Source organism: Xenorhabdus sp. PB61.4 (assembly GCF_963894935.1).
GTDB lineage: Bacteria > Pseudomonadota > Gammaproteobacteria > Enterobacterales > Enterobacteriaceae > Xenorhabdus > Xenorhabdus stockiae.
Genome location: NZ_CAWQJR010000001.1, coordinates 63,268 through 87,058, shown reverse-complemented (window position 1 = coordinate 87,058; position 23,791 = coordinate 63,268). Strand labels below are relative to the sequence as shown.

Genomic DNA, 23,791 nt, shown 5'->3' with positions numbered 1-23,791 from the left:
GATATTATGTCAGTAGAATACTCAGAGTATTAATATGAAACGCTTAACTATCCTCGGTTCAACGGGGTCCATCGGGACAAGTACACTCTCAGTTGTCAGAAAGAACCCAGATAAATTCCGTGTTGTGGCACTTGTTGCCGGGAAAAATAGTGGAGTCATGGCACAACAGTGTCTGGAATTTCAGCCTCAGTATGCCGCAATGGCCGATGAACATTCCGCAACAGTATTGCGGCGGTTATTGCAGGAACAGGGCTGCCAGACTGAAGTTCTGGCAGGAAAAGAGGCTATCTGTGATTTAGCCGCGCTGGAAGATGTCGATCAGGTTATGTCTGCGATTGTTGGTATCGCAGGGTTACTGCCAACACTGGCGGCTATCCGTAAAGGTAAGCAGGTTCTGCTGGCCAACAAAGAATCACTTATTACCAGCGGGCGTTTATTTATGGAGGCAGTTAATCAATATAAGGCACAATTGTTGCCGATTGATAGCGAACATAATGCCATTTTTCAGAGTTTGCCTGAGTCAGTCCAGCACAATCTTGGTAATGCAACATTAAAAGATCATGGCATTTCCAGTATTATTCTGACCGGATCTGGCGGCCCATTCCGTAAAACACCGCTGGAAAAATTCTCTTCTGTCACCCCCGATGAAGCTTGCGCTCACCCAATCTGGTCAATGGGACGTAAAATTTCCGTTGATTCTGCAACAATGATGAATAAAGGGCTGGAATATATTGAAGCCCGCCATCTGTTCAACGCTTCTGCTGATGAAATGGAAGTTCTGCTGCACCCACAATCTGTTATCCACTCAATGGTGCGTTATCAGGATGGCAGTATCATTGCACAGTTGGGCACACAGGATATGTGTACGCCAATTGCTTATAGCATGGCTTATCCCAATCGCATTGAGTCTGGCGCTAAACCGCTGGATTTTACTGAACTCAGCACACTGACTTTCGAAGCTTTGGATTATCGTCGTTATCCCTGCCTCAAACTGGCGATTGATGCCTGTCATGAAGGTCAGGCAGCAACAACTGCATTGAATGCCGCTAATGAAGAAACAGTGAGTGCCTTCTTGCAGAATCAGATCCGTTTCACTGATATTGCGGTGATGAATCGGCAGGTTGTAGAGAAATTAAATTTGCCTGAACCTCAAAGCATTGAAGAGGTCTTAGAAATCGACCATATAGCAAGAACTCTGGCGAAAGAGGCAATTGGCGCCTTTACTGACTAGCAAATTTTGTTAATAAGTATATGTTTGTTTGCATTTTGGCAAATGATATAGTTCGCAGGTAAATCGTAGTTGCTATAATAGCCAGTTCAATATTTAGCGTATTTTGGTATCTGTTTTTAAGACATGTATCAGAGATAAAGGTTTTCGACCGGGTCTATGCCAGAAACAGCCGTGATAATTGTTGGCACGGCTTTTTCATGTGTGGAAATTCTTGAGCTATAAAGTGTCAGCTTAATTATTTAAGGATTAGTTTGAGTGATATCTCCTAGTGATTGTGACTCATCGCTGTCATTACCCAGACATGTTGCCATCATTATGGATGGTAATGGGCGTTGGGCAAAAAAGCGTGGGAAGTTAAGAGTTTTTGGTCATCGTGCAGGGATTAAGGCTGTACGAAGTGCTGTGAGCTTTTCGGTTAAAAATAATATCGAATCACTGACATTATATGCTTTCAGTAGCGAAAACTGGAATCGCCCACAACAAGAAGTCAGTTCATTAATGGAACTGTTTGTTTTTGCTCTCGATAATGAAGTGAAGAGCTTACATAAGCACAATGTGAAATTGTCTGTTATTGGTGATATTAGTCGGTTCAGCTCACGGTTGCAGGAGCGTATCCGCCGTTCAGTTGAGTTGACGGCGGGCAATACCGGATTGCAGCTTAATATTGCTGCCAATTATGGCGGTCGTTGGGATTTAATTCAGAGTGTCAGACAGGTTGCTGAAAAAGTCAGGGCAAATCAGCTTGAACCTGAAGACATTACTGAATCAACAGTAAGCAGTTTTATGAGCCTGAGTCAGCAGTCTGATGTTGATTTAGTGATCAGAACCGGGGGCGAGCATCGTATCAGTAATTTCCTGTTATGGCAGATAGCTTATGCAGAATTATATTTTACCGATATACTTTGGCCTGATTTTGATGAAACAGCCTTTGAAGGTGCTATTCATGCCTTTATTAAACGAGAACGCCGTTTTGGCGGAACGCCAGACGATGCCGAAGTGGGATCATAGGAGGAGAACTTGCTGAAGTACCGTCTTTTAACTACGTTAATATTAATTCCCCTTGTTGTTGCAGCTCTGTTTTTACTTCCTCCTTCAGGGTTCGGGCTGGTTGTCATTGCAGTTTCAGCACTTGCTGCATGGGAATGGGGGCAATTTGCCGGATTATTCGCACAGTCCAAACGCATAGCACTGGCAGTATTGTGTGCAGCCGGGCTGCTTGCTTTACAACATTCTTTGGCAGACTTTACTCACCTGACTGAGAAACCTCAAATTCTGTATCTTTTATGGGCAGGAATGCTCTGGTGGGTTGTCGCTGTCGTATTAGTTGTTGCTTATCCAGCTTCAGCTTCTATTTGGAAATCTTCCGTTATATTACGCTTACTATTCGGTTTTCTGACGATTGTGCCATTCTATTGTGGAATGATGGTTCTCCGTACTCAGGGGTATGAAAATAATACCTATAATGGTGCGTGGTGGCTGCTGTATGTGATGCTGCTGGTTTGGGCCGCTGATTCAGGGGCTTATATCTTTGGTCGCACATTGGGTAAACACAAAATGGCACCTAAAGTATCTCCGGGTAAAACCCTCGAAGGGCTGGCCGGAGGGTTGCTGACAGCGGCACTGATTTCCTGGTTGTTCAGTAAATTTGCTCCGGTCCCAGTGATGCCTGAAAACTTGTTGCTGATTTCTGCTGTTGTCGTTATTGCCTCTGTTTTTGGTGATCTGACCGAAAGTATGTTTAAACGGGAATCGGGTATTAAAGATAGCAGTCAGTTGATCCCTGGGCATGGCGGCGTAATGGACCGGGTGGACAGTTTAACGGCGGCAGTACCTGTTTTTGCCGGGCTGGTCATGTTAGTTTCTTCTGGATTTGGTCTCTGAAGGTACATTAATGGATATTCTCTGGAATCTGGCTGCATTTATTGTTGCATTGGGAGTGCTTGTTACAGTGCATGAATTTGGTCACTTTTGGGTGGCCAGACGGTGTGGTATTTACGTTGAGCGTTTTTCTATCGGGTTTGGTAAAGCGCTTTGGCGTCGTACAGATAAACAGGGAACTGAATTCGTTATTGCCCTTATACCTTTGGGTGGCTATGTCAAAATGCTCGATGAAAGAGTTGAGACCGTCGCCCCTGAGCGCCGTCATATGGCGTTCAATAATAAAACCATAGGACAGCGAGCGGCAGTTATCAGTGCCGGGCCAATCGCAAACTTTATTCTGGCTATTGTTGCTTACTGGCTGGTTTTTGTGATCGGCGTACCTTCCGTTCGTTCAGTGATCCTGGATGTTAAGCCTGATTCGATTGCGGCTCAGGCAAATATTTTGCCCGGAATGGAACTAAAAGCCGTTGATGGTATCGAAACTCCTGACTGGAATTCAGTAAGGCTCGCTTTGATAAGTAAAGTCGGAGAATCTTCTGTGTCGCTGGATGTGGCTCCGGAGGATTCTTCGGAATCCATTCAAAAGACTCTGGATTTACGGCACTGGGCTTTTGATCCGTCCCGGCAGGACATCCTGCTGTCTTTAGGCATTATGCCCGTTATTCCGTACCCTAGTTCTCAGATAGAGAAAATTTATCCCGGCTCAGCGGCGGAAAAAGCGGGTTTACAAAGCGGGGACAGGATCGTTAAAGTCGATGGCCAGAACGTAGATATTTGGCACTCTTTTGCATCTTACATCAGGAAGAATCCGAATCTTCCCCTGAAACTTGATGTTGCAAGAGCCGGCAGTATGATCACTCTGTCATTGATACCTGAGGCTAAGAAACTTTCCGATGGGCGCGAAGAGGGTTTTGCCGGAGTTGAATTGAAAATCATTCCATTGGCTGATGAATACAGAACAGTTCAGCAGTATGGGCCTTTCTATTCGGTTTATGAAGCTGGAGAGAAAACCTGGCAATTGATCAAGCTGACCGTGAATATGATTGGCAAATTGATCGTCGGGGATGTGAAACTTGATAATTTGAGTGGCCCTATTTCTATAGCCAAGGGTGCTGGTGTGTCAGCGGATTCTGGCTTGGTGTATTATTTGATGTTTTTGGCGTTAATCAGCGTCAATCTTGGGATCATAAACTTGTTCCCGTTACCTGTACTAGATGGTGGACACTTGCTTTTCCTTGCTATCGAGAAGATCAAGGGGGGGCCAGTTTCCGAGCGTGTACAAGACTTCAGTTATCGCATTGGTGCTATATTGCTGGTGTTATTAATGGGGCTTGCACTTTTCAATGATTTCTCCCGCTTTTAGGTGGGGGACCAGTTAGGAAAACGCATAACAACGATGGCGATGAAAAAGTTGCTCATAGCGTCGCTGCTGTTCGGCAGCGCCACTGCATACGGTTCAGACGGATTCGTAGTTCAGGACATTCATTTTGAGGGTCTTCAACGTGTCACCGTTGGTGCAGCATTATTGAATATGCCAGTTCGCGTAGGTGATACAGTCAGCGATGAAGATATCAGTCGTATGATTCATGCCCTGTTCGCGACTGGAAACTTTGAAGATGTTCGTGTCTTGCGTGATGGTAATTCACTGGTTGTTCAGGTAAAAGAACGGCCAACCATCGCCAGTATTACTTTCTCCGGTAACAAGGCCGTGAAAGATGACATGCTCAAGAGTAATCTTGAAGCATCGCGCGTTCGTGTTGGTGAAGCCCTTGACCGCACCATGCTATCGAATATCGAAAAGGGTCTGGAAGATTTTTACTATAGCGTCGGTAAATACAACGCTACAGTGAAGGCTGTTGTTACACCCCTTCCCCGTAATCGAGTTGACTTGAAACTTGTTTTTTCTGAGGGTGTCTCTGCCAAAATTCAGCAAATTAACATTGTTGGCAATAAAGATTTCTCAACGAGTGAATTACTCGATAGTTTCCAACTCAGAGATGATGTTCCGTGGTGGAATCTGACGGCTGATCAGAAATATCAGAAGCAGAAATTAGAAGGTGACCTTGAGAAATTGCGTAGTTTCTACCTTGATAGAGGCTATGCGCGGTTTAATATTGATTCGACTCAGGTGAATCTGACGCCTGATAAAAAAGGGATTTATATTACTATCAACGTCACTGAAGGGGATCAATATAAAATCTCAGGTGTTGATGTTAGTGGTAATCTGGCAGGGTATCAGGCTCAAATAACAAAACTGACTACTATTAAGCCGGGTTCACTGTATAACGGAACAGAAGTTACCCACATAGAAACAGCAATCAAACAGCTTCTTGGCCGTTATGGTTATGCTTATCCTCGTGTCATGACACAACCTGAAATCAATGATGCCGACAAGACGGTGAAGTTGCATATCAATGTGGATGCCGGTAACCGTTTTTATGTACGTAATATTCGTTTTTCTGGTAATACCACCAGTAAAGATTCAGTATTGCGTCGCGAAATGCGCCAGATGGAAGGGGCGTGGCTGGGTAGTGACTTAGTTGAATATGGCAAAGAACGCCTTAATCGTCTGGGTTATTTTGAAACTGTTGATGTTGCCACCGAACGTGTGCCGGGTAGCCCGGATCAAGTTGACGTCATTTATAAAGTTAAAGAACGTAACACAGGCAGCATGAACTTTTCCGTTGGCTACGGCACTGAAAGTGGCATGAGTTTTCAGGTCGGCGTTCAGCAGGATAACTGGCTGGGTACAGGTAATGCGGTTGGGATCAGTGCCAGTAAGAATGACTATTCAACATCGGCTGACTTATCGTTTACTAACCCTTACTTCACTGTTGACGGGGTCAGTTTAGGCGGGCGGATATTCTATAGTGATTTCCGTGCGGATGATGCCTCGCTTTCTAATTACACCAATAAATCATACGGTACAGATGGCTCTCTTGGCGTTCCTCTGAATGAAAATAACTCATTATATTTCCGGTTAGGTTACGTTCATAACTCATTGTCTAACATACGTCCTCAGTTAGCGATGTGGCGCTATATGGAGAAAATGCATAAAAAGCCGGATTTCACGGATAAAATCAGGTTTGATGCAAATGACGTAACAATGACAGTGGGCTGGAGCTATAACAACCTTGACCGTGCTTTCTTCCCGACATCAGGTGTTAAAGCCGGTTTGGATACAAAAGTCACGGTGCCTGGCTCTGATAACCAGTTCTATAAAGTTACGCTGAACTCTTCCGGTTACTACCCTATTGATGATGATCGCACATGGGTCATGATGGGACGTACCCGATTGGGTTATGGTGGTGGCATTGGTGGCAAAGAGCTGCCATTTTATGAGAACTTTTATGCCGGTGGCTCCAATAGCGTCCGTGGTTTCCGTCCTAACAACATTGGGCCAAAAGCGGTTTACCTTGAAAAAGGCCCGGGAGGCCAGCCTAAGGTTAACTCAAGAGGTTCATTCCAGGATGCCGTGGGTGGTAATGCGATAGCAGTTGCTAACTTCGAGCTGATTACGCCAACCCCGTTCCTGGATGCAAAATATGCTAATTCTGTACGAACGTCTCTGTTTGTAGATGCGGGAACAGTATGGGATACCAGCTGGAGCAACAGTTACGATGGGGTAAATTACCCTGATTTACCTGATTACGGTAAACCTAATAGAATACGTGTTTCTACTGGTATCGCACTGCAATGGTTATCACCATTGGGGCCTCTATCTTTCTCTTATGCGAAGCCAGTCAAAGATTACAAAGGGGATAGAACAGAGCAATTCCAGTTCAACATCGGTGGAACCTGGTAAAAAACCAATCGTTATTGGTAGGAAATCGCCTTATTTATTAGATAAGGCGATTATAAATATCCCAACGTGTAAAATGGCGTAGGTCAAAGGAGTTTATAGTGAAGAAAGTACTGTGTGCAGTAAGCCTTGGTATTGCATTAGCGTTTTCTGCCGGTGTTCAGGCAGCGGACAAAATCGCTGTTGTGAATATTGCTGAAATTTTCCAACAATTGCCTGCTCATGAGGCTGTTGCAAAACAATTGGAAAATGAATTCAAAGGTCGCGTTTCCGATTTACAACGTATGGAATCTGATTTGCAGTCTAACATCCAGAAATTGCAGCGTGATGGCTCAACAATGAAAGCGAGCGACCGCGAAAAACTGGAAAAAGACGTAATGGCTAAACGTGATGAGTTTGCGAAGAAAGCACAGTCTCTTGACAACGATAGCCGTCGCCGTCAGATGGAAGAGCGCAATAAGCTCGTCAACCGCATTCAGGATGCAGTGAAGGTTGTTGCAGGTAAAGAAGGTTATGACCTTGTTCTTGATGCAAGTACCGTAGTATATGCTGCATCCGGTAAAGATATTACCTCAGACGTTATGAAGCAGGTTAAATAATTAAATGGTTTCAATTCGATTGGCTGATCTTGCTCAGCAGTTGAATGCGCAATTACATGGTGATGGCGATATCGTCATCACTGGTATTGCTCCTATGTATTCAGCAAACAGCGAACAAATTACATTTTTATCAGATAGCCGTTATACCGAGAAACTTGCAGAGTGTCAGGCTGCGGCAATTGTGTTGAGCGAAGCCGATCTTCCTCATTGTAAAGTTGCTGCACTGGTGGTTGATAACCCTTATCTGGCTTATGCGCGTATGGCGCAAATTATGGATATAACGCCACAGCCAGCGCAGGATATCCACTCGTCAGCAGTGATTTCACCAGAAGCGACATTGGGAAGAAATGTTGCAATCGGAGCAAATACTGTCATCGAATCTGGTGTTGTACTTGGTGATAATGTCATCATTGGTGCTGGCTGTTTTGTTGGTAAAAATACCCGCATTGGTACAGGAAGCCGTCTTTGGGCCAATGTTTCGGTCTACCATAACGTCGAAATGGGTGAGCAGTGCCTCATTCAGTCAGGTGCTGTGATAGGCTCTGATGGTTTTGGCTATGCAAATGATCGCGGTAACTGGATTAAAATCCCGCAGTTAGGCACTGTCATTATTGGTGATCGCGTTGAAATAGGCGCCTGTACGACTATCGATCGTGGTGCTCTGGATAACACTATTATCGGTAATGGTGTTATCATTGATAATCAGTGCCAGATTGCTCACAACGTTATCATTGGTGATAACACGGCAATAGCGGGTGGCGTTATTATGGCAGGCAGCCTGAAAGTCGGCCGTTATTGTATGATTGGTGGGGCCAGTGTTATCAACGGACATATGGAAATCTGTGATAAAGTAACTGTGACTGGCATGAGCATGGTAATGCGCCCAATCACTGAACCTGGTGTATACTCATCGGGTATCCCGCTACAACAGAACAAAGTCTGGCGTAAGACGGCTGCTTTGGTAATGAATATCAACGAAATGAATAAGCGGTTGAAATCTGTTGAACGCAAGCTTGAAGGTGACAACAAGTAATCATACAAACATTTTGTTGGTTAAGTTTTTATTTTTACGGCCTGTCAGATAACTCCACCGGGGTTAACGCAGGCCGTGTCATTAGTGCTTTTTTTATACTGCATTAGTTTTAGTGCATATTTTTTAATACTACGATTGGATATAGACAGGAAGAGTATTTAGATGAGTGATAATCATACTCTGCAAATTGAAGAAATTTTGAAATTACTGCCACATCGCTACCCATTTTTACTGGTAGATCGAGTTCTGGATTTCGAAAAAGGCAAATTTCTGCGAGCAGTTAAAAATGTAACGGTTAATGAACCATTTTTTCAGGGGCATTTCCCGGGTAAACCTATTTTCCCCGGCGTTCTGATCCTTGAAGCAATGGCTCAGGCGACAGGCATTCTGGCATTCAAAACTGTTGGTACGCTGGAGCCAGGAGAATTGTATTACTTTGCAGCTATTGATGGCGCACGTTTTAAGCGTCCGGTTCTGCCAGGTGATCAAATGATTATGGAAGTAGAGTTTATTAAAGAACGCCGTGGTGTTGCGCGTTTCAGAGGTGTAGCGAAAGTCGATGGAGAAGTGGCTTGCGAAGCTGAAATGATGTGTGCCCGCCGCCGTGAGGCTTAATGCATGATTGATCAGACCGCTGTTATTCATCCTTCTTCAATTATTGAAGAAGGAGCTGTTATTGGTGCCAATGTTCGTATTGGCCCATTTTGTTATATCGGTTCGCAAGTAGAAATTGGTGAAGGGACTGAATTGAAATCCCACGTTGTGATCAACGGGATAACCAAAATTGGTCGAGACAACCAAATTTATCAATTTGCTTCAATTGGTGAGGTCAATCAGGATCTCAAATATCAGGGTGAGCCGACTCGTGTTGAGATCGGGGATCGTAACCGTATTCGCGAAAGTGTATCCATTCACCGTGGTACTGTTCAGGGTGGTGGATTAACTAAAGTCGGCAGTGATAACTTGCTGATGATTAATGCTCACATTGCCCATGATTGTATTGTGGGTGATCGCTGCATCATTGCCAATAATGGTACTTTGGGCGGGCATGTCATTTTAGGTGATTACGTGATCATCGGTGGTATGACGGCTGTTCATCAGTTCTGCCAGATTGGCTCCCATGTTATGGTCGGCGGTTGTTCCGGTGTTGCTCAGGATATACCTCCCTATGTTATTGCGCAGGGCAATCACGCCACGCCTTTCGGTTTGAATATTGAAGGCCTGAAACGTCGCGGGTTTGATAAAGAGTCTCTGCACGCTATCCGTAATGCTTATAAAGCACTTTATCGCAGTGGAAAAACGTTGGAAGAAGCCAGAAACGAGATCGAAACTCAGGCCGAAAACAACCCACACGTGAAATTATTCAGTGATTTTCTGGCGAATTCAGCAAAATCCAGTCGCGGCATTATTCGCTAAGTATACCCTATGGATTTCGAGTTGCATCTAGGCGGCAAGGGAGTTCATCCCCAAGAGCATAGATAACCGTATGTTTATAAAAACGGTGACTGGGGTGAGCGAGTGCAGCCAACAAAGAGGCAATTTGAAAGACGACGGGTATAGATAAAGGGTGTTCCTTTGACTACCATTTCTTCTGCTAACCATCAGCGCCCACTGACAATTGGCTTAGTCGCCGGAGAAACTTCCGGTGATATCCTGGGAGCGGGGCTGATCCGTGCATTGAAAGCTAAAATTCCTGATGCCCGCTTTGTGGGTGTCGCAGGTCCTCTTATGCAGGCCGAAGGTTGTGAAGCCTGGTATGAGATGGAAGAACTGGCGGTCATGGGGATCGTTGAAGTTCTGGGGCGTTTGCCGCGTTTACTGAAAATCCGCAAAGATTTAACAACTCGCTTTACAGAGTTGAAGCCGGATGTTTTTGTTGGCATTGATGCACCAGATTTCAACATCACTTTAGAAGGCCGCCTGAAACAGCAGGGGATCCGGACGATTCATTATGTCAGCCCATCGGTATGGGCATGGCGCCAGAAGCGGGTGTTTAAAATCGGCCGCGCAACAGATCTGGTACTGGCATTTCTACCCTTTGAAAAAGCGTTTTATGATCGGTTTAATGTGCCATGCCAGTTTATTGGGCATACAATGGCTGATGCCATGCCGTTGCAAACAGACAAAATAGCCGCCAGAAAAGGTTTAGATATTCCGGCAAATGCCCATTGTCTGGCTATCCTGCCGGGCAGCCGCCACGCTGAAGTAGAAATGCTCAGCGCCGACTTTTTGAGAACCGTGCAGTTACTCAGGAATGAACTTCCTGATCTGCATGTATTGGTTCCATTGGTAAATGCCAAACGGCGTGAGCAGTTCCTGCGCATCAAAAATGAAGTTGCACCGGATTTATCCATTCACATATTAGATGGTCAGGCTCGTGCAGCTATGATTGCCAGTGATGCAACCTTATTGGCATCCGGTACGGCAGCACTGGAATGTATGCTGGCTAAATGCCCGATGGTGGTAGGTTATAGAATGAAGCCTTTTACATTCTGGCTGGCAAAACGTCTGGTAAAAACCCCCTATGTTTCCCTGCCTAATTTGCTGGCAGGGAAAGAATTAGTCAAAGAGTTACTACAGGATGAATGTGAGCCTCAGGCACTGTCGGCGGCATTATTGCCGTTGTTGCGTGGTGGTGTTGAGGTGGAAGCGTTGAAAGAAACCTTCCTGCATTTGCATGAAAGTATTCGCTGTGATGCTGATGAACAGGCGGCACAAGCGGTACTGGAATTAGCGAGAAAATAATGAATTTTGTTTATCCGCAGGCGAATCTGATTGCCGGTGTTGATGAAGTCGGGCGTGGCCCGCTGGTAGGGGCCGTGGTGACTGCGGCAGTTATTCTTGATCCGGCCAGACCGATTACTGGCTTGATGGATTCGAAAAAACTGACAGAAAAACGTCGCGAGGCTCTTTATCTGGAGATTACAGAAAAAGCGTTGTGCTGGAGCCTTGGGCGTGCTGAGCCGGAAGAGATTGACCGTATCAATATTCTCCATGCCACCATGCTTGCAATGCAGCGGGCTGTTGAAGGCTTAGCAATTCAGCCGGATTATGTCCTGATTGACGGAAACCGTTGCCCGGTATTGTCAATGTCAGCGCAGGCAGTCGTTAAGGGAGATAGTCTGGTTGCAGAGATCAGTGCCGCTTCCATTCTGGCTAAAGTGACGCGGGACAGAGAAATGGCCGAGCTGGATAAACATTTCCCTGAGTATGGTTTTGCAAAGCATAAAGGTTATCCTACCGCCCTGCATTTGGAGAAGTTGTCTCTGCTGGGTGCGACGGAACACCATCGTAAAAGTTTTGCGCCAGTTAAACGCGCGCTGGCTATTGGATAAAAATCTGGAATAAGTATCTGGACAGACTATGACAGAACCACGTTTCGTACACTTACGTGTTCACAGCGATTATTCAATGATTGATGGCTTAGCCAAAACCGGCCCACTGATAAAAAAAGTCGCCGGATTGGGGATGCCTGCTTTTGCAATCACTGATTTTACCAATCTGTGTGGCCTTGTTAAATTTTATGGCACTGCCCATAGTTCAGGAGTCAAACCCATCATTGGGGCCGATTTCTATATGGAAAGCGAACAGTTGGGTGATGAGTATGCTCATCTGACCGTTCTGGCCCGTAATAATGAAGGTTATCAAAACCTGACTTTACTGATTTCTGAAGCTTATCAGAAAGGCTATGGCGCGATCGGCCCGACTATCAGACAAGAATGGCTGGCTAAACACAAGGCGGGGTTGATATTGCTGTCAGGCGGACGCATGGGGGATGTCGGCAAGTTTTTGCTGCGTGGTAACCGCGTATTAGTCGACCAGTGTCTGGATTTTTATCAGGAACATTTCCCGGATAGTTACTATCTGGAACTTATTCGCACCGGGCGTCAGGATGAAGAATCTTACCTGCACGCTGCGGTTGAACTGGCAGCAGAAAAAAACCTGCCGGTTGTGGCGACCAATGATGTCTGCTTTCTGGAAAGCGGTGATTTTGACGCCCATGAAATTCGCGTTGCTATTCATGACGGTTATACACTTTCCGATCCTAAACGCCCGAAAAATTACAGCCCACAGCAATATCTGCGCAGTGAGCAGGAGATGTGTGAGCTTTTTTCAGACATCCCTGAGGCATTAGCAAATAGCGTAGAAATTGCAAAACGTTGTAATGTCACGATCCGGCTGGGAGAATATTTTCTGCCTAAATTCCCGACAGGGGATATGAGTACTGAAGACTATCTGGTCGAAAAATCAAAACAGGGCTTAGAAGAGCGTCTGGAGTTCCTCTATCCGGATCCGGCAGTCAGGGCCGAAAAGCGTCTGGAATATGATGAACGTCTGGATATTGAGTTAAAAGTTATCAACCAGATGGGTTTTCCCGGTTACTTCCTGATCGTGATGGAGTTTATCCAGTGGTCGAAGGATAACGGCGTGCCGGTAGGTCCGGGACGTGGCTCCGGTGCAGGTTCTCTTGTCGCTTATGCGCTGAAAATCACTGATCTAGACCCACTGGAGTTTGACTTACTGTTCGAACGTTTCCTGAACCCTGAACGTGTCTCCATGCCTGACTTTGACGTCGATTTCTGCATGGAAAAACGTGATCAGGTGATTGACCATGTTGCGGATATGTACGGGCGCGATGCGGTATCGCAGATCATTACCTTTGGTACGATGGCCGCAAAAGCGGTAATTCGTGATGTTGGTCGCGTGCTCGGACATCCTTATGGCTTTGTTGACCGGATATCTAAGCTGGTTCCTCCTGATCCGGGAATGACACTGGAAAAGGCGTTTGCCGCAGAGCCTCAGCTACCTGAAATTTACGATGCGGATGAAGAAGTTAAAGCGCTGATAGATATGGCGCGGAAACTGGAAGGTGTTACTCGTAACGCGGGTAAACATGCTGGTGGAGTAGTTATCGCTCCGACTAAGATCACTGACTTTGCTCCTATATATTGCGATCCGGAAGGATTGAACCCGGTTACTCAGTTCGATAAAAACGATGTGGAATACGCCGGGCTGGTGAAGTTTGACTTTCTTGGCCTGAGAACCCTGACCATCATCAACTGGGCACTTGAAATGGTCAATGCCCGCCGTGTCGGGAAAAATCTGGAACCGATAGATATTGCCGCCATTCCACTGGATGATCAGAAAAGTTTCGATATGCTGCAACGCTCCGAAACGACCGCTGTATTCCAGCTTGAATCCCGTGGCATGAAGGATTTGATCAAGCGTCTGCGTCCTGACTGTTTTGAAGATATGATCGCACTGGTGGCCTTGTTCCGGCCGGGGCCTTTGCAATCGGGAATGGTGGATAACTTTATCGACCGTAAACACGGGCGGGAAGAGATTTCGTATCCGGATGTTGAATGGCAGCATGAAACGCTGAAACCTGTACTGGAACCAACTTATGGCATCATCCTGTATCAGGAACAGGTCATGCAGATTGCACAGGTTCTTGCAGGTTATACGCTTGGCGGAGCAGATATGCTTCGTCGTGCGATGGGTAAGAAAAAACCGGAGGAGATGGCTAAGCAGCGTTCAGTCTTTGAAGAAGGGGCTATAAGTCAGGGAGTTGATGGCGAACTTGCGATGAAGATCTTCGATTTGGTGGAGAAATTCGCAGGTTATGGCTTCAATAAATCTCACTCTGCTGCTTACGCGCTGGTTTCTTACCAGACATTATGGTTAAAAGCGCATTATCCGGCAGAATTTATGGCTGCGGTAATGACAGCGGATATGGATAATACAGAGAAAGTTGTTGGTCTGGTGGATGAGTGCTGGCGCATGGGGCTGAAAGTCCTGCCACCGGATATCAATAGCGGGTTATACCATTTCCACGTCAATGATGAAGGCGAAATTGTTTATGGTATTGGCGCAATCAAAGGCGTCGGTGAAGGGCCGATTGAAGCCATTATCGAAGCACGCCAGAAAGGCGGGCATTTTAAAGAACTGTTCGATCTGTGTGCCCGTGTTGATACTAAAAAGCTGAACCGTCGTGTGATGGAGAAGCTGATTATGTCAGGGTCATTCGACAGGCTGGGGCCACATCGTGCTGCTTTGATGTCTTCGCTGGAAGATGCTCTGAAAGCGGCAGATCAACATGCTAAGGCAGAGGCCACTGGGCAGGCTGATATGTTCGGGGTACTGGCTGAGGAGCCTGAACAGATTGAACGCTCATATGCCAGTACACCTAAATGGCCGGATCAAGTGGTATTGGATGGTGAGCGCGAGACGCTGGGATTATATCTGACAGGCCACCCGATCACCGGTTATTTAAAAGAAATTGAACGATATACGAATGGGTTACGTCTAAAGGATGTGAACCCAACACCCCGTGGTCAGGTAACCACTGTGGTAGGTTTGGTACTGGCATCCAAAATTGTGACGACTAAACGAGGTAATCGAATTGGTATCTGCACATTGGATGATCGTTCAGGACGGCTGGAAATTATGTTGTTCTCCGATGCCCTGGAAAGATATCAACATTTGTTAGAGCAGGACAAAATTTTAATCGCAACCGGACAAGTCAGCTTTGATGACTTCAGCGGTGGGCTTAAAATGACAGCGCGAGAATTAATGGATATCAGTGAGGCGCGTGAAAAATTTGCACGTGGGCTTGCTATCTCGTTATCAGACAGGCAAATTGATGAGCAATTATTGAACCGTCTCCGTGGTGCACTGGAGCCACATCGTTCAGGCACGATACCGGTTCATCTTTATTACCAGCGGGTAGATGCCCGTGCCCGTTTACGATTCGGGGCAACATGGCGGGTAACTCCAACGGATACCCTTTTGACAGATCTGCGAACTCTGCTGGGTAGCGAGCAGGTAGAATTAGAATTTGACTAAAATAGGAACGTTATGAGTCTGAATTTTCTGGATTTTGAACAGCCGATTGCTGAGTTGGAAGCGAAAATCGATTCGCTCACTGCGGTTAGCCGTCAAGATGAAAAGCTAGATATCAATCTGGACGAAGAAGTCCAGCGTCTGCGGGAAAAAAGTGTCGAACTGACTCGCAAAATATTCTCTGATTTGGGAGCGTGGCAGGTTTCTCAACTGGCACGTCATCCTCTCCGTCCCTATACGCTGGATTATATTCAGCGCATTTTCACTGACTTTGAAGAGCTGGCGGGTGATCGTGCCTATGCAGATGATAAGGCTATCGTCGGTGGTCTGGCACGTATTGAAGGCCGTCCGGTCATGGTTATCGGGCATCAGAAAGGCCGTGAAACAAAAGAAAAAATCCGTCGTAACTTTGGTATGCCATCACCGGAAGGTTATCGCAAGGCTTTGCGCCTGATGGAAATGGCTGAGCGCTTCAAACTGCCGATTATTACTTTTATTGATACCCCGGGCGCATACCCCGGAGTGGGTGCTGAGGAACGAGGTCAGTCGGAAGCCATTGCCCGTAACCTGCGTGAAATGTCCCGTCTGTCTGTGCCGGTTATTTGTACTGTGATTGGTGAAGGTGGTTCTGGTGGTGCTCTGGCACTGAGTGTCGGTGATAAAGTGAATATGTTGCAATACAGTACTTTTTCTACCATTTCTCCGGAAGGTTGTGCGTCTATCTTGTGGAAAAGCGCAGAAAAAGCGCCTCTGGCAGCAGAAGCGATGGGAAATACCGCTCCCCGCCTGAAAGAACTGAACCTGATCGATACCGTAATCCCTGAACCATTGGGGGGGGCACATCGCAACTACGATATGATGGCAGAATCACTGAAAACCCAATTGTTGGCAGACCTTGCTGAGCTGAGCGAACTGAACAGTGAAGAGTTGGTTAACCGCCGTTATGAGCGTCTGATGCAGTACGGTTACTGCTAATATCCTTTGTCTTTCAAGTTGCCTCTTTGTTGGTTGTACTCACTCCGGTCGCATAGTTATCTATGCTTCCGGAGATTAATGAAAGGCTTCGGCCTTTCACCAGACGTAGCCTTTGGCTGAGCAAATTCGTTCCTTGTTCGCCGTGATGCCACTTGAAACCCATTGGATATATATCTGCTGACCATTTTGTTGCAGGTGGAAGTATTGGAGAATAATAATTCTCCATTATTTCCACCTGTTTTATTGAGTATGGGAAAAAATCAGTAAAACTATATCTATTGCAGCACTTAAAAAATAACAAACCGGGTTTTGCTATGGCCAAATATAAATATATTATTTATGCGTTTTCCTGTGTGTTTATCTGGAGCTTTATCCCTTCTATATCGCGCTTCGGTCAGAAAGAGATGGATCATTTTCAATTTTTATTCTGGTCAAATGTACTGTCTGTGCTGGCGGTTTTTTTGGTTGCAGTGATGATGGGAAGAAACTGGAAGGATCTTATATTTGTTCCTTTCCCTGTCATGATTAAAGTGTTCATATTAGGTGCTCTAGACTGTTTTTTTTATCTGCTGCTGTATTATGGTTATTCCATCGAAAACGGTGTTGCTGTTTTAGTTATTCAATATAGCTGGCCGTTGATGATAATCGGGTTATCGTTTTTCCTGTTTAAAGAAAAATTGTCTATTAAGCAGATGATAGGCATGGCGATTGGCTTCATCGCAGTTGTGATTACCTTTACTCAGGGGAATATTACCGAAATTTCCGTGCAGCATCCGCAAGCCCTGCTTCTGGTCTTTAGCGGAGCATTCTGTTTTGCTCTGTTGTCTGTTTTATCAAAACAATTTGCCATTGATCCTTATATCAGTACGTTTTGGGTATTCATAAACTCAACTGTCGTTTCTCTTATCTTCTTATTGGCATTCAGCAAATTCAGCTGGCCTATGGGAGATTCACTGATGCCAACAGTGCTGAATGGCATCATATTAAATGGAATATCCTATATTATCTGGTTCAAGGCCATGAGCAGCCCGGACTCGCCTAAAATAGCTTCAATATTATTTTTATCACCGATATTGTCGATGATGTGGCTGATTTTGTTCTTTGGTGATGAGTTTGTTCCGGCCTACGTAGTAGGATTAGTGCTTGTGATCATATCCGGGATACTTTGCATCAGTGCAAAAAATAAAGCTGATACACAAAATAAACTGCCGGACGATTTAATTGAGGACTGATTTTTCGGTCTGAAAAAAGAGTTTATCCACAATGAATAATATCTATGAGCCTCTGATGCTGAAATTAGCTGATCAGATAGGGGCACATAAAAAATTTTTAGTCGGGTTTAGCGGTGGATTAGATTCCACCGTCCTGTTGCATTTACTGGCTCGCCTACGTCAACAAGCTTCGCAATCATGCATTGATAAACATAACGCATTCACATTAAGGGCAATTCATATTCATCATGGTTTAAATGCAAAAGCAGATGAATGGGTTGCTCACTGTCGTCAGATTTGTGCAGATTGGCGGGTTGATTTTTGTGTCGAAAAAGTGAGTTTAGATAGCCGTAAAAAAGGTATTGAAGCCGCCGCCCGTGATGCCCGTTATCAGGCTTTTAAACATGAACTGCAGCAAGGGGAAATTCTGTTAACAGCACAGCATCTTGACGATCAGGCTGAAACATTTTTGCTGGCATTAAAGCGGGGAAGTGGCCCGGCTGGGTTGTCTTCCATGCCTGCTGCTATGTCGTTTGCTGAGACGACATTAATACGCCCATTGCTGAATATCAGTCGGGCAGAATTAGAACTCTACGCGCAGGAACACAAGCTAAAATGGGTTGAAGATGATAGCAATCAGGATGATCGTTATGATCGCAATTTCCTGCGTTTGAATATCATGCCGTTACTCAATCGGCGTTGGCCACACTTTTCGCAGGCGGTTTCCCGTAGTGCAGATTTATGTGGTGAGCAGGAGCAATTGCTGGATGAGTTGCTTGAGGAATCGTTAAATGCACTGATAACCCCGGAAGGATCAATGTCTATTCTGCCACTGGAGACATTTTCTGAGGCGAAACGTAATGCACTATTGCGTCGATGGCTCAGTCGGCACGGAGTGAAAATGCCGTCGCGTGAACAAATTCAGCATATCTGGTCAGAAGTGGCTCTTTCCCGGCAGGATGCGGAGCCGAGTTTCAGATTAGGCCAGCTTGATATCCGTCGTTATCGTCAGCATTTATGGCTGGTTCCTCAGTATCAGTCGCTTTCTGGTATTGTTATTCAATGGAATACAAAGCAAGAACTGCAATTACCTGATGGGTTGGGAGTACTTTTTCTTTCTGAATATAAGGAAGCGGCAGTTAATATCAGGTCACCGAGGAATGATGAACGGGTTACGATCCGCTTTGGCATTCAGGCAAATATCAGCATTGTAGGGCGGCAACATTCCCGCCATAGCAAAAAATTATGGCAGGAGTTTGGTATTGCTCCCTGGCTCAGGGAAAGGACACCGTTACTCTATTATGATGACAAACTTATTGCAGCCCTGAATGTTTTTGTAACGAAAGAGGGGCAATGTCTGGCGGATGATCGGCAATTTTCCGTTTTGTGGCAGAAAACTGTGTCTGCTACTTAGTGACTCAATCGTTGTAGTTTGGTGGAGTAAGGTTTTAAGAGATTACATCAGAAATGGTGTAATCTTTTTTATTAAGTAAATTCAATATACTGAATCAATTTATCTTGGGTAATGTGTATATTTGAAATAATTTAATGTTGAAAATATACAAAAGTGTACTAAATTTTAAAATATAAGCTCATTCCTGATGCAAAAGTAGGTTTTAAATTTAAAAGAGGTGGTGTTGTCAGAGTGGAAAGTAGTTAATTAAAATTAAAAATCGGATTTAAATATGAATCAGTGAAGTTGGGTTATTAATATTTTAATACAAGATTTAAATTAATTTAAAAATAACACATGATGTAAAGCTGGGTAAAAGGATAATTGACTAAATAGTATCGATATTATTTTAAAATAATATTCTTTATGATGCGGATTTTGATATTCAGAGTTTTATATTGGAGAGTTCTGTTACCTCAAAGAGTTAGGGGGAATGGAGATGAGAACAGTGCATCTGGCTGGGGAGTATATTGCGGAAGCTGTGTTGCTTCTGATTATGAAAAATTAATAAATGAGATAACTGATTACTTTTCTCAGATAGGTTCTGTAGCAAGAGGGATAGTATGTCTTAACAAAAACAATATGTGATTAGGGATTTTTAGCGGTATTGGAATATCGACAGTTATTGGTGGTGCATGTAAATGTGTTTTGGGTAATGCCCAGTAAGTTTATTTTTTATTGAGTTTTAAACTCCAAATTATAAATAAAAATAATATTTTTATAATATTATAAAATAGCAAATTCATCTTCGATGATTATTGTTTTTTGTAAAAGTAGGAATTAATTATGAAAAAATATAACTGGTTGATATTAATATTTACTGTGATGATTTGCTCATGTTCAACTAATGCAGTAGATGGGAAAAAGAAAGCTATACTTGCTGAAAAATCTTATTCTGTTAATAAATCAGCTGACTCCAGTTTCGCCAAGAGACCAGGAGTCAATTTTATGCTAGAGTGCGGACGTGGTTATGTGGTTGGTTTATGGTCAAATGCTAATCAATGGAATGAATGGGCAGTATGGTTGTCACCAACGGGGAGCTGGAGTGGTGGTAAGTCAAAAATATATTGGGAATATAGCAATTTAAGAACTGATAATGATAGTGGGAGAAATGCCTATGCAACTCTTCTGGCTGCTCAGGCTAGTGGGCAGATGGTTGCGCTCTTGGACGACGATTATGGATCTCGGTGTAATGAATGGGGGACAGGTGCAAATAGAGGGCCTCAATTCAATTCAGTGCAAATTTGGTTTCCATAACGATAACAATGAAAAAGTTTACTTCACAATGACAAAAGTCCTCAAATTAAATGAGGACTTTTTGTTATTTAATAATCCTTTGTTGTGTAGTAAACGTGTTAAACACGCTGTTTACAATGAAGAATGCTCAACAACAATCGTGCCAATTTCTGGATTACTGAAACTGATAATGTGATCCAATCTTAACTCACGGGTTTCTTCATTTGATTCTATGAGAATATATTCGACTTTTTTTCTCAGAATCAATTTAGTCGCTTTTCCTTCAAAAATCTCACCACCACGCAGCTGAACGTGTAAATGAAGCTGGTGTTGGCAAGCTAGCTCAAGGCTTTCATAATCATCACAGTTAATGGGTTGATATTCAGTATCTATAGACATATTCGCTCACCACTATGTTAGTGGCGGTTATCGTGCCGCCCGCGATTGACCAAACTCAGATGCAAAAAAATGCTACCTACGACTATAGCACAGTAAGTTTTTCCTGATGACTGTGACTATATAAGTTTGTTGAGTTACATTGAAAAAGCCAGTAGGTTAATGCCTAACCTTATCATTAGGCAACAAAATTACGTCATATTAGCGGGTTTTGCACTGTGTATTTTGAGATACGGTAAAGTAATGTCAAAGCTGTTCATGTCTTATGTGTAACTCATGTTAAAACTGGACTTTCTGCTGCATTTATTGGATGAAAATGATGAATAAGAACATATTGCTTGCTTTGGTCGCATCGGGTGTACTGACTGCGGTTGGATGTCAGACTAATCCTCCTGCACATCAGGTTGACTCGACATCCCCAAATAAATTTACAATCAACGAGAAAGTGTTTAAAGGCGTGATACCTTGTGCTGATTGTGCAGGTATTGAAACTACCTTACAACTTGCGAAAGATGGTTCCTATATTCTGGAACAAACTTATCTAAAATCGGGGCAAGAAGAGCCTTTTTTTGATACAGGCCATTGGAACGTCAACGGTAAAAAAATAAACCTGACCAGTGGAGAAGAGGGTAAAAAAGCGTATTACCAGATGAAGGGAGAAAATCTGGTTATGCTGGATATAAATGGTGAGCCAATTCAGTCCAAATTGAATTATGAGCTGACAAAAGTCACACCTCAAAAACTGGCCGGAGAATATATCTATTTTGCGGATAGTGCGACGTTTACGGAGTGTCGTACAGGGAAACTCTACGATGCATCGGAAAATATCGATCTGGAGCGGGGTTACAGCGCAACAGGCGTTGAAGGTGGCAAACCTGTTTATGTTGAAGTAGAGGGATATTATACGCTTCGCCCTTCAATGGAGGATGGATTGTTTGATAACGCGCTAATTCAGACAGGTAAAATCCACTTTGATAAGTCAACTTCCTGCCAGACTAAAAAGTAAGAAGTGATAGAAAACATTCTGACATACAAAAATCTATGGCACCCCGAGCCTGTTTCTGATTTTGATGTATGGTGAGCTTGCTTAAATCTATCCGGCGTCTCAATGGGCAAGGATGCCTGCACCTCGATGAGTTCCGCGCCTGATGTTCCTAAAAAACCGCCCAGCTTCAATGAGCCATTTTTTGTATCAGGTTATTCATCAGGCCGACTAGCCGTTCATGTCATCAATAATCAGTCTTCGCAAAACTGGATAGGTAACTTTGTTAGAGTCGCTGAGTATTTTTACTTACGTTATCGTTCGAACACCGTATTTCGTGTCGTTATTACCCAGGCTATTCGCGCTAATTTATTGGCAAGAGCACAAGCTACAACGTTAGAATGTTTCTTCTCCAGCTGAACTTTCACCCAATCAGCCAGTTTTCCTGATTGTTGCATGAACACTCTTGCACATAGCACTGACAGGCGTCGCAGATTTTTATTTCCTCGCTTACTGATACCCAACAGGGTATTTTTCCCTCTCTTCTACTATATAAATATACAGATTGAAAAAACATCGGTAATAAATCTTAAAGGGTAGTTGGAGCAGCTCAGTGGAGTAGGAAGAAAGCAATTCCTCTATAGATTTTTCACTTTCTGACCCAAACGGAACATCCACCTACCCTATCGGCAAAGTTTACATCATTCTGCCATACCTTTGCTGGCTGATTCCGGGCAAGTTGTAGTAAAGGTAATTATAGCTCAGACCGCTTTCATATACAGGATCTTAAGCAATAACTGTTTATTTTAGATAGAAAAAAGGCTTCATTTATGATCTGATAATCGTCACCAAACTCATATCAAAACCACGGATGAAGCCTGTGACGATTATCGCTATAAAACACCAGCTAATGCAATTCTTCAGTGACATTGCTTTGCAACATATTGCCTTCCAATGTGGGTTTATGAAACGCATCAGAAATATCGAACCCCACGTGTTGATCCTCAGCCTTATCGCTGCACTGAGCACGGGTAAAATCACATCGATTGCCCAGTTACACCAAAAATTTAATGGCCTGTGCCCTGATAAAAAGCAACAAGTCAGTTATCGCCCCTTCTATAACCAGCTCCGTAAAGCGGCTTTTGTTGAATTTGTCAAAATATTGGTCAAATTTGCTATGGCGCAATGGGTAGAGAAACAGGTCTCTTCCCCCCAAAAACTCATGAAATTTAAACAGGTTGTTCTACAAGACGGGAGTTCGTTTAAAGTCCATTCGGCTCTGGCCGATGTTTTTCCCTATCGCTTCAGAGCAACGGGGGCCGTGGTGGAATGTCACATGACAATGTCCCTGCTGACCCAGTCACCGGTAAAGATGACCGTGACCGCAGATACTGCCTCTGAGCGGTCTTACCTGCCTGCGACGGTGCTGTTATGTGACCAATTATTATTGGTCGATGCCGGTTATGTCGACTTTGAGTATTTTGAACAAGTGTCACATTCCGGCGGTTCGTTTATCGTCAGGGGGAGTCAATCCCTTAATCCTCAGATACTGATGGCCCGCAATGGTCAGGGGAAATTATTGCCCAAACTGCTTAATAAGCCACTGAAATCCATCACTCGCCGAACCAACCGTTCCGAAGTGCTGGATCTGATTTGTCGACGTAATGGCTATGAATTTCGCTTAATTCGTCGCTGGTTTGCCGAAGAAAAACGCTTTTGCCTCTGGTTGACCAACTTGTCCGTGGAGGAGTTTACGGCCAATAATATCATGGATATTTATCGTTGCCGCTGGCAAGTAGAGCTGCTGTTCAAAGAGTTAAAATCACACACAAACTGGCAGGGATTTGCCACGAGGAAAGAGACATTAGCCACGGGCCTCATTTGGCTGAGTTTGCTGGCTCGGTTGCTCAAAGCAGCCCAAAATACGGTAGTCTGGCTGTGGCTCATCATCGAAAACCTGCTCCAAAGGGCGTGGTCGGAACCTATTTTGGGCTGAAAAAAGCCCAAGCGTACTTATGCCAGAACGCGTTCAAAACACTACAAAGAAAATCATGTAAAAAAAGATGTTGGACGCGTTTTTTGACAGGCTTAATTCTTAAGATCCTGTATATACAGTTTCGTTAGGGCGTGTTGACATTTTGTATTCATC

20 protein-coding genes and 2 pseudogenes are annotated in these 23,791 nt (G+C 44.3%); 19 read left to right on the top strand and 3 right to left on the bottom strand.

The window, feature by feature from the left end:
- Positions 1–34: 34 nt before the first annotated feature.
- The 13 genes from ispC (at position 35) to accA (ending at position 16,364) form a co-directional block, all read left to right on the top strand.
- Positions 35–1,231, top strand: coding sequence for a 1-deoxy-D-xylulose-5-phosphate reductoisomerase (gene ispC, locus AACX68_RS00410; RefSeq protein ID WP_228857742.1), 1,197 nt, complete (start codon positions 35–37; stop codon positions 1,229–1,231).
- A 255-nt stretch (positions 1,232–1,486) separates the two neighbouring features.
- A complete protein-coding gene (gene ispU / locus AACX68_RS00405) occupies positions 1,487–2,239 on the top strand; it encodes a (2E,6E)-farnesyl-diphosphate-specific ditrans,polycis-undecaprenyl-diphosphate synthase (protein ID WP_099108911.1) in 753 nt (250 codons plus the stop codon).
- Between the two features lie 9 nt (positions 2,240–2,248).
- Positions 2,249–3,112: a phosphatidate cytidylyltransferase gene (gene cdsA, locus AACX68_RS00400; RefSeq protein WP_228857741.1), complete on the top strand. Its 864-nt coding sequence runs from the start codon at positions 2,249–2,251 to the stop codon at positions 3,110–3,112.
- Between the two features lie 10 nt (positions 3,113–3,122).
- Positions 3,123–4,475: a sigma E protease regulator RseP gene (gene rseP, locus AACX68_RS00395; RefSeq protein ID WP_228857740.1), complete on the top strand. Its 1,353-nt coding sequence runs from the start codon at positions 3,123–3,125 to the stop codon at positions 4,473–4,475.
- 33 nt (positions 4,476–4,508) lie between these two features.
- Positions 4,509–6,917: an outer membrane protein assembly factor BamA gene (gene bamA / locus AACX68_RS00390; RefSeq protein WP_228857739.1), complete on the top strand. Its 2,409-nt coding sequence runs from the start codon at positions 4,509–4,511 to the stop codon at positions 6,915–6,917.
- Between the two features lie 98 nt (positions 6,918–7,015).
- Positions 7,016–7,513 (top strand): molecular chaperone Skp, encoded by a 498-nt coding sequence (gene skp, locus AACX68_RS00385; protein WP_099120168.1) that lies wholly within the window; start codon positions 7,016–7,018, stop codon positions 7,511–7,513.
- 4 nt (positions 7,514–7,517) lie between these two features.
- Positions 7,518–8,546, top strand: coding sequence for a UDP-3-O-(3-hydroxymyristoyl)glucosamine N-acyltransferase (gene lpxD, locus AACX68_RS00380; protein WP_228857738.1), 1,029 nt, complete (start codon positions 7,518–7,520; stop codon positions 8,544–8,546).
- Positions 8,547–8,708: 162 nt separating this feature from the next.
- A complete protein-coding gene (fabZ, locus tag AACX68_RS00375) occupies positions 8,709–9,161 on the top strand; it encodes a 3-hydroxyacyl-ACP dehydratase FabZ (protein ID WP_099108905.1) in 453 nt (150 codons plus the stop codon).
- Between the two features lie 3 nt (positions 9,162–9,164).
- Entirely contained in the window at positions 9,165–9,962 is a 798-nt protein-coding gene (lpxA, locus tag AACX68_RS00370; protein ID WP_099124347.1) for an acyl-ACP--UDP-N-acetylglucosamine O-acyltransferase, read from the top strand.
- Between the two features lie 144 nt (positions 9,963–10,106).
- Positions 10,107–11,291 (top strand): lipid-A-disaccharide synthase, encoded by a 1,185-nt coding sequence (gene lpxB / locus AACX68_RS00365; RefSeq protein ID WP_370630261.1) that lies wholly within the window; start codon positions 10,107–10,109, stop codon positions 11,289–11,291.
- Entirely contained in the window at positions 11,291–11,881 is a 591-nt protein-coding gene (gene rnhB / locus AACX68_RS00360; protein ID WP_228857736.1) for a ribonuclease HII, read from the top strand. Before lpxB ends, rnhB begins: the two co-directional genes overlap by 1 nt.
- A 28-nt stretch (positions 11,882–11,909) precedes the next feature.
- Entirely contained in the window at positions 11,910–15,392 is a 3,483-nt protein-coding gene (gene dnaE, locus AACX68_RS00355; protein WP_228857735.1) for a DNA polymerase III subunit alpha, read from the top strand.
- A gap of 12 nt (positions 15,393–15,404) precedes the next feature.
- Entirely contained in the window at positions 15,405–16,364 is a 960-nt protein-coding gene (accA, locus tag AACX68_RS00350; RefSeq protein ID WP_228857734.1) for an acetyl-CoA carboxylase carboxyl transferase subunit alpha, read from the top strand.
- A 13-nt stretch (positions 16,365–16,377) separates the two neighbouring features.
- Here accA and AACX68_RS00345 read toward each other — a convergent pair whose 3' ends face one another.
- The gene (locus tag AACX68_RS00345) at positions 16,378–16,527 is read right to left on the bottom strand and encodes a hypothetical protein (protein WP_228857733.1); all 150 of its coding nucleotides are present in this window, start codon (positions 16,525–16,527) and stop codon (positions 16,378–16,380) included.
- Between the two features lie 151 nt (positions 16,528–16,678).
- Between AACX68_RS00345 and AACX68_RS00340 the strand changes: the two genes are divergently transcribed.
- The 3 genes from AACX68_RS00340 (at position 16,679) to AACX68_RS00330 (ending at position 20,285) form a co-directional block, all read left to right on the top strand.
- Positions 16,679–17,596 (top strand): DMT family transporter, encoded by a 918-nt coding sequence (locus AACX68_RS00340; RefSeq protein ID WP_228857732.1) that lies wholly within the window; start codon positions 16,679–16,681, stop codon positions 17,594–17,596.
- Positions 17,597–17,627: 31 nt separating this feature from the next.
- The gene (tilS, locus tag AACX68_RS00335) at positions 17,628–18,989 is read left to right on the top strand and encodes a tRNA lysidine(34) synthetase TilS (protein WP_228857731.1); all 1,362 of its coding nucleotides are present in this window, start codon (positions 17,628–17,630) and stop codon (positions 18,987–18,989) included.
- A gap of 825 nt (positions 18,990–19,814) precedes the next feature.
- Positions 19,815–20,285, top strand: coding sequence for a hypothetical protein (locus tag AACX68_RS00330; RefSeq protein ID WP_228857730.1), 471 nt, complete (start codon positions 19,815–19,817; stop codon positions 20,283–20,285).
- Positions 20,286–20,396: 111 nt separating this feature from the next.
- Here the strand turns inward: AACX68_RS00330 and rof are convergent, their stop codons facing one another.
- On the bottom strand, positions 20,397–20,663 hold the full coding sequence (gene rof, locus AACX68_RS00325; protein WP_099120178.1) for a Rho-binding antiterminator: 267 nt from the start codon (positions 20,661–20,663) through the stop codon (positions 20,397–20,399).
- Positions 20,664–20,979: 316 nt separating this feature from the next.
- Here rof and nlpE point away from each other — a divergent pair, with 316 nt between their 5' ends.
- Positions 20,980–21,666 carry an envelope stress response activation lipoprotein NlpE gene (gene nlpE / locus AACX68_RS00320; RefSeq protein WP_228857729.1) on the top strand — a complete coding sequence of 229 codons (687 nt, stop codon included), beginning with the start codon at positions 20,980–20,982 and terminating at the stop codon, positions 21,664–21,666.
- Positions 21,667–21,792: 126 nt separating this feature from the next.
- Positions 21,793–22,062 carry a hypothetical protein gene (locus tag AACX68_RS00315; RefSeq protein ID WP_228857728.1) on the top strand — a complete coding sequence of 90 codons (270 nt, stop codon included), beginning with the start codon at positions 21,793–21,795 and terminating at the stop codon, positions 22,060–22,062.
- Here AACX68_RS00315 and AACX68_RS00310 read toward each other — a convergent pair.
- Positions 21,957–22,181, bottom strand: a pseudogene (locus tag AACX68_RS00310) (IS110 family transposase); the annotation flags it as partial. The gene AACX68_RS00315 and the pseudogene AACX68_RS00310 overlap by 106 nt on opposite strands.
- A 341-nt stretch (positions 22,182–22,522) precedes the next feature.
- Between AACX68_RS00310 and AACX68_RS00305 the strand changes: the two are divergent.
- Positions 22,523–23,766 (top strand): annotated as a pseudogene (locus AACX68_RS00305) (IS4 family transposase).
- Positions 23,767–23,791: the final 25 nt, after the last annotated feature.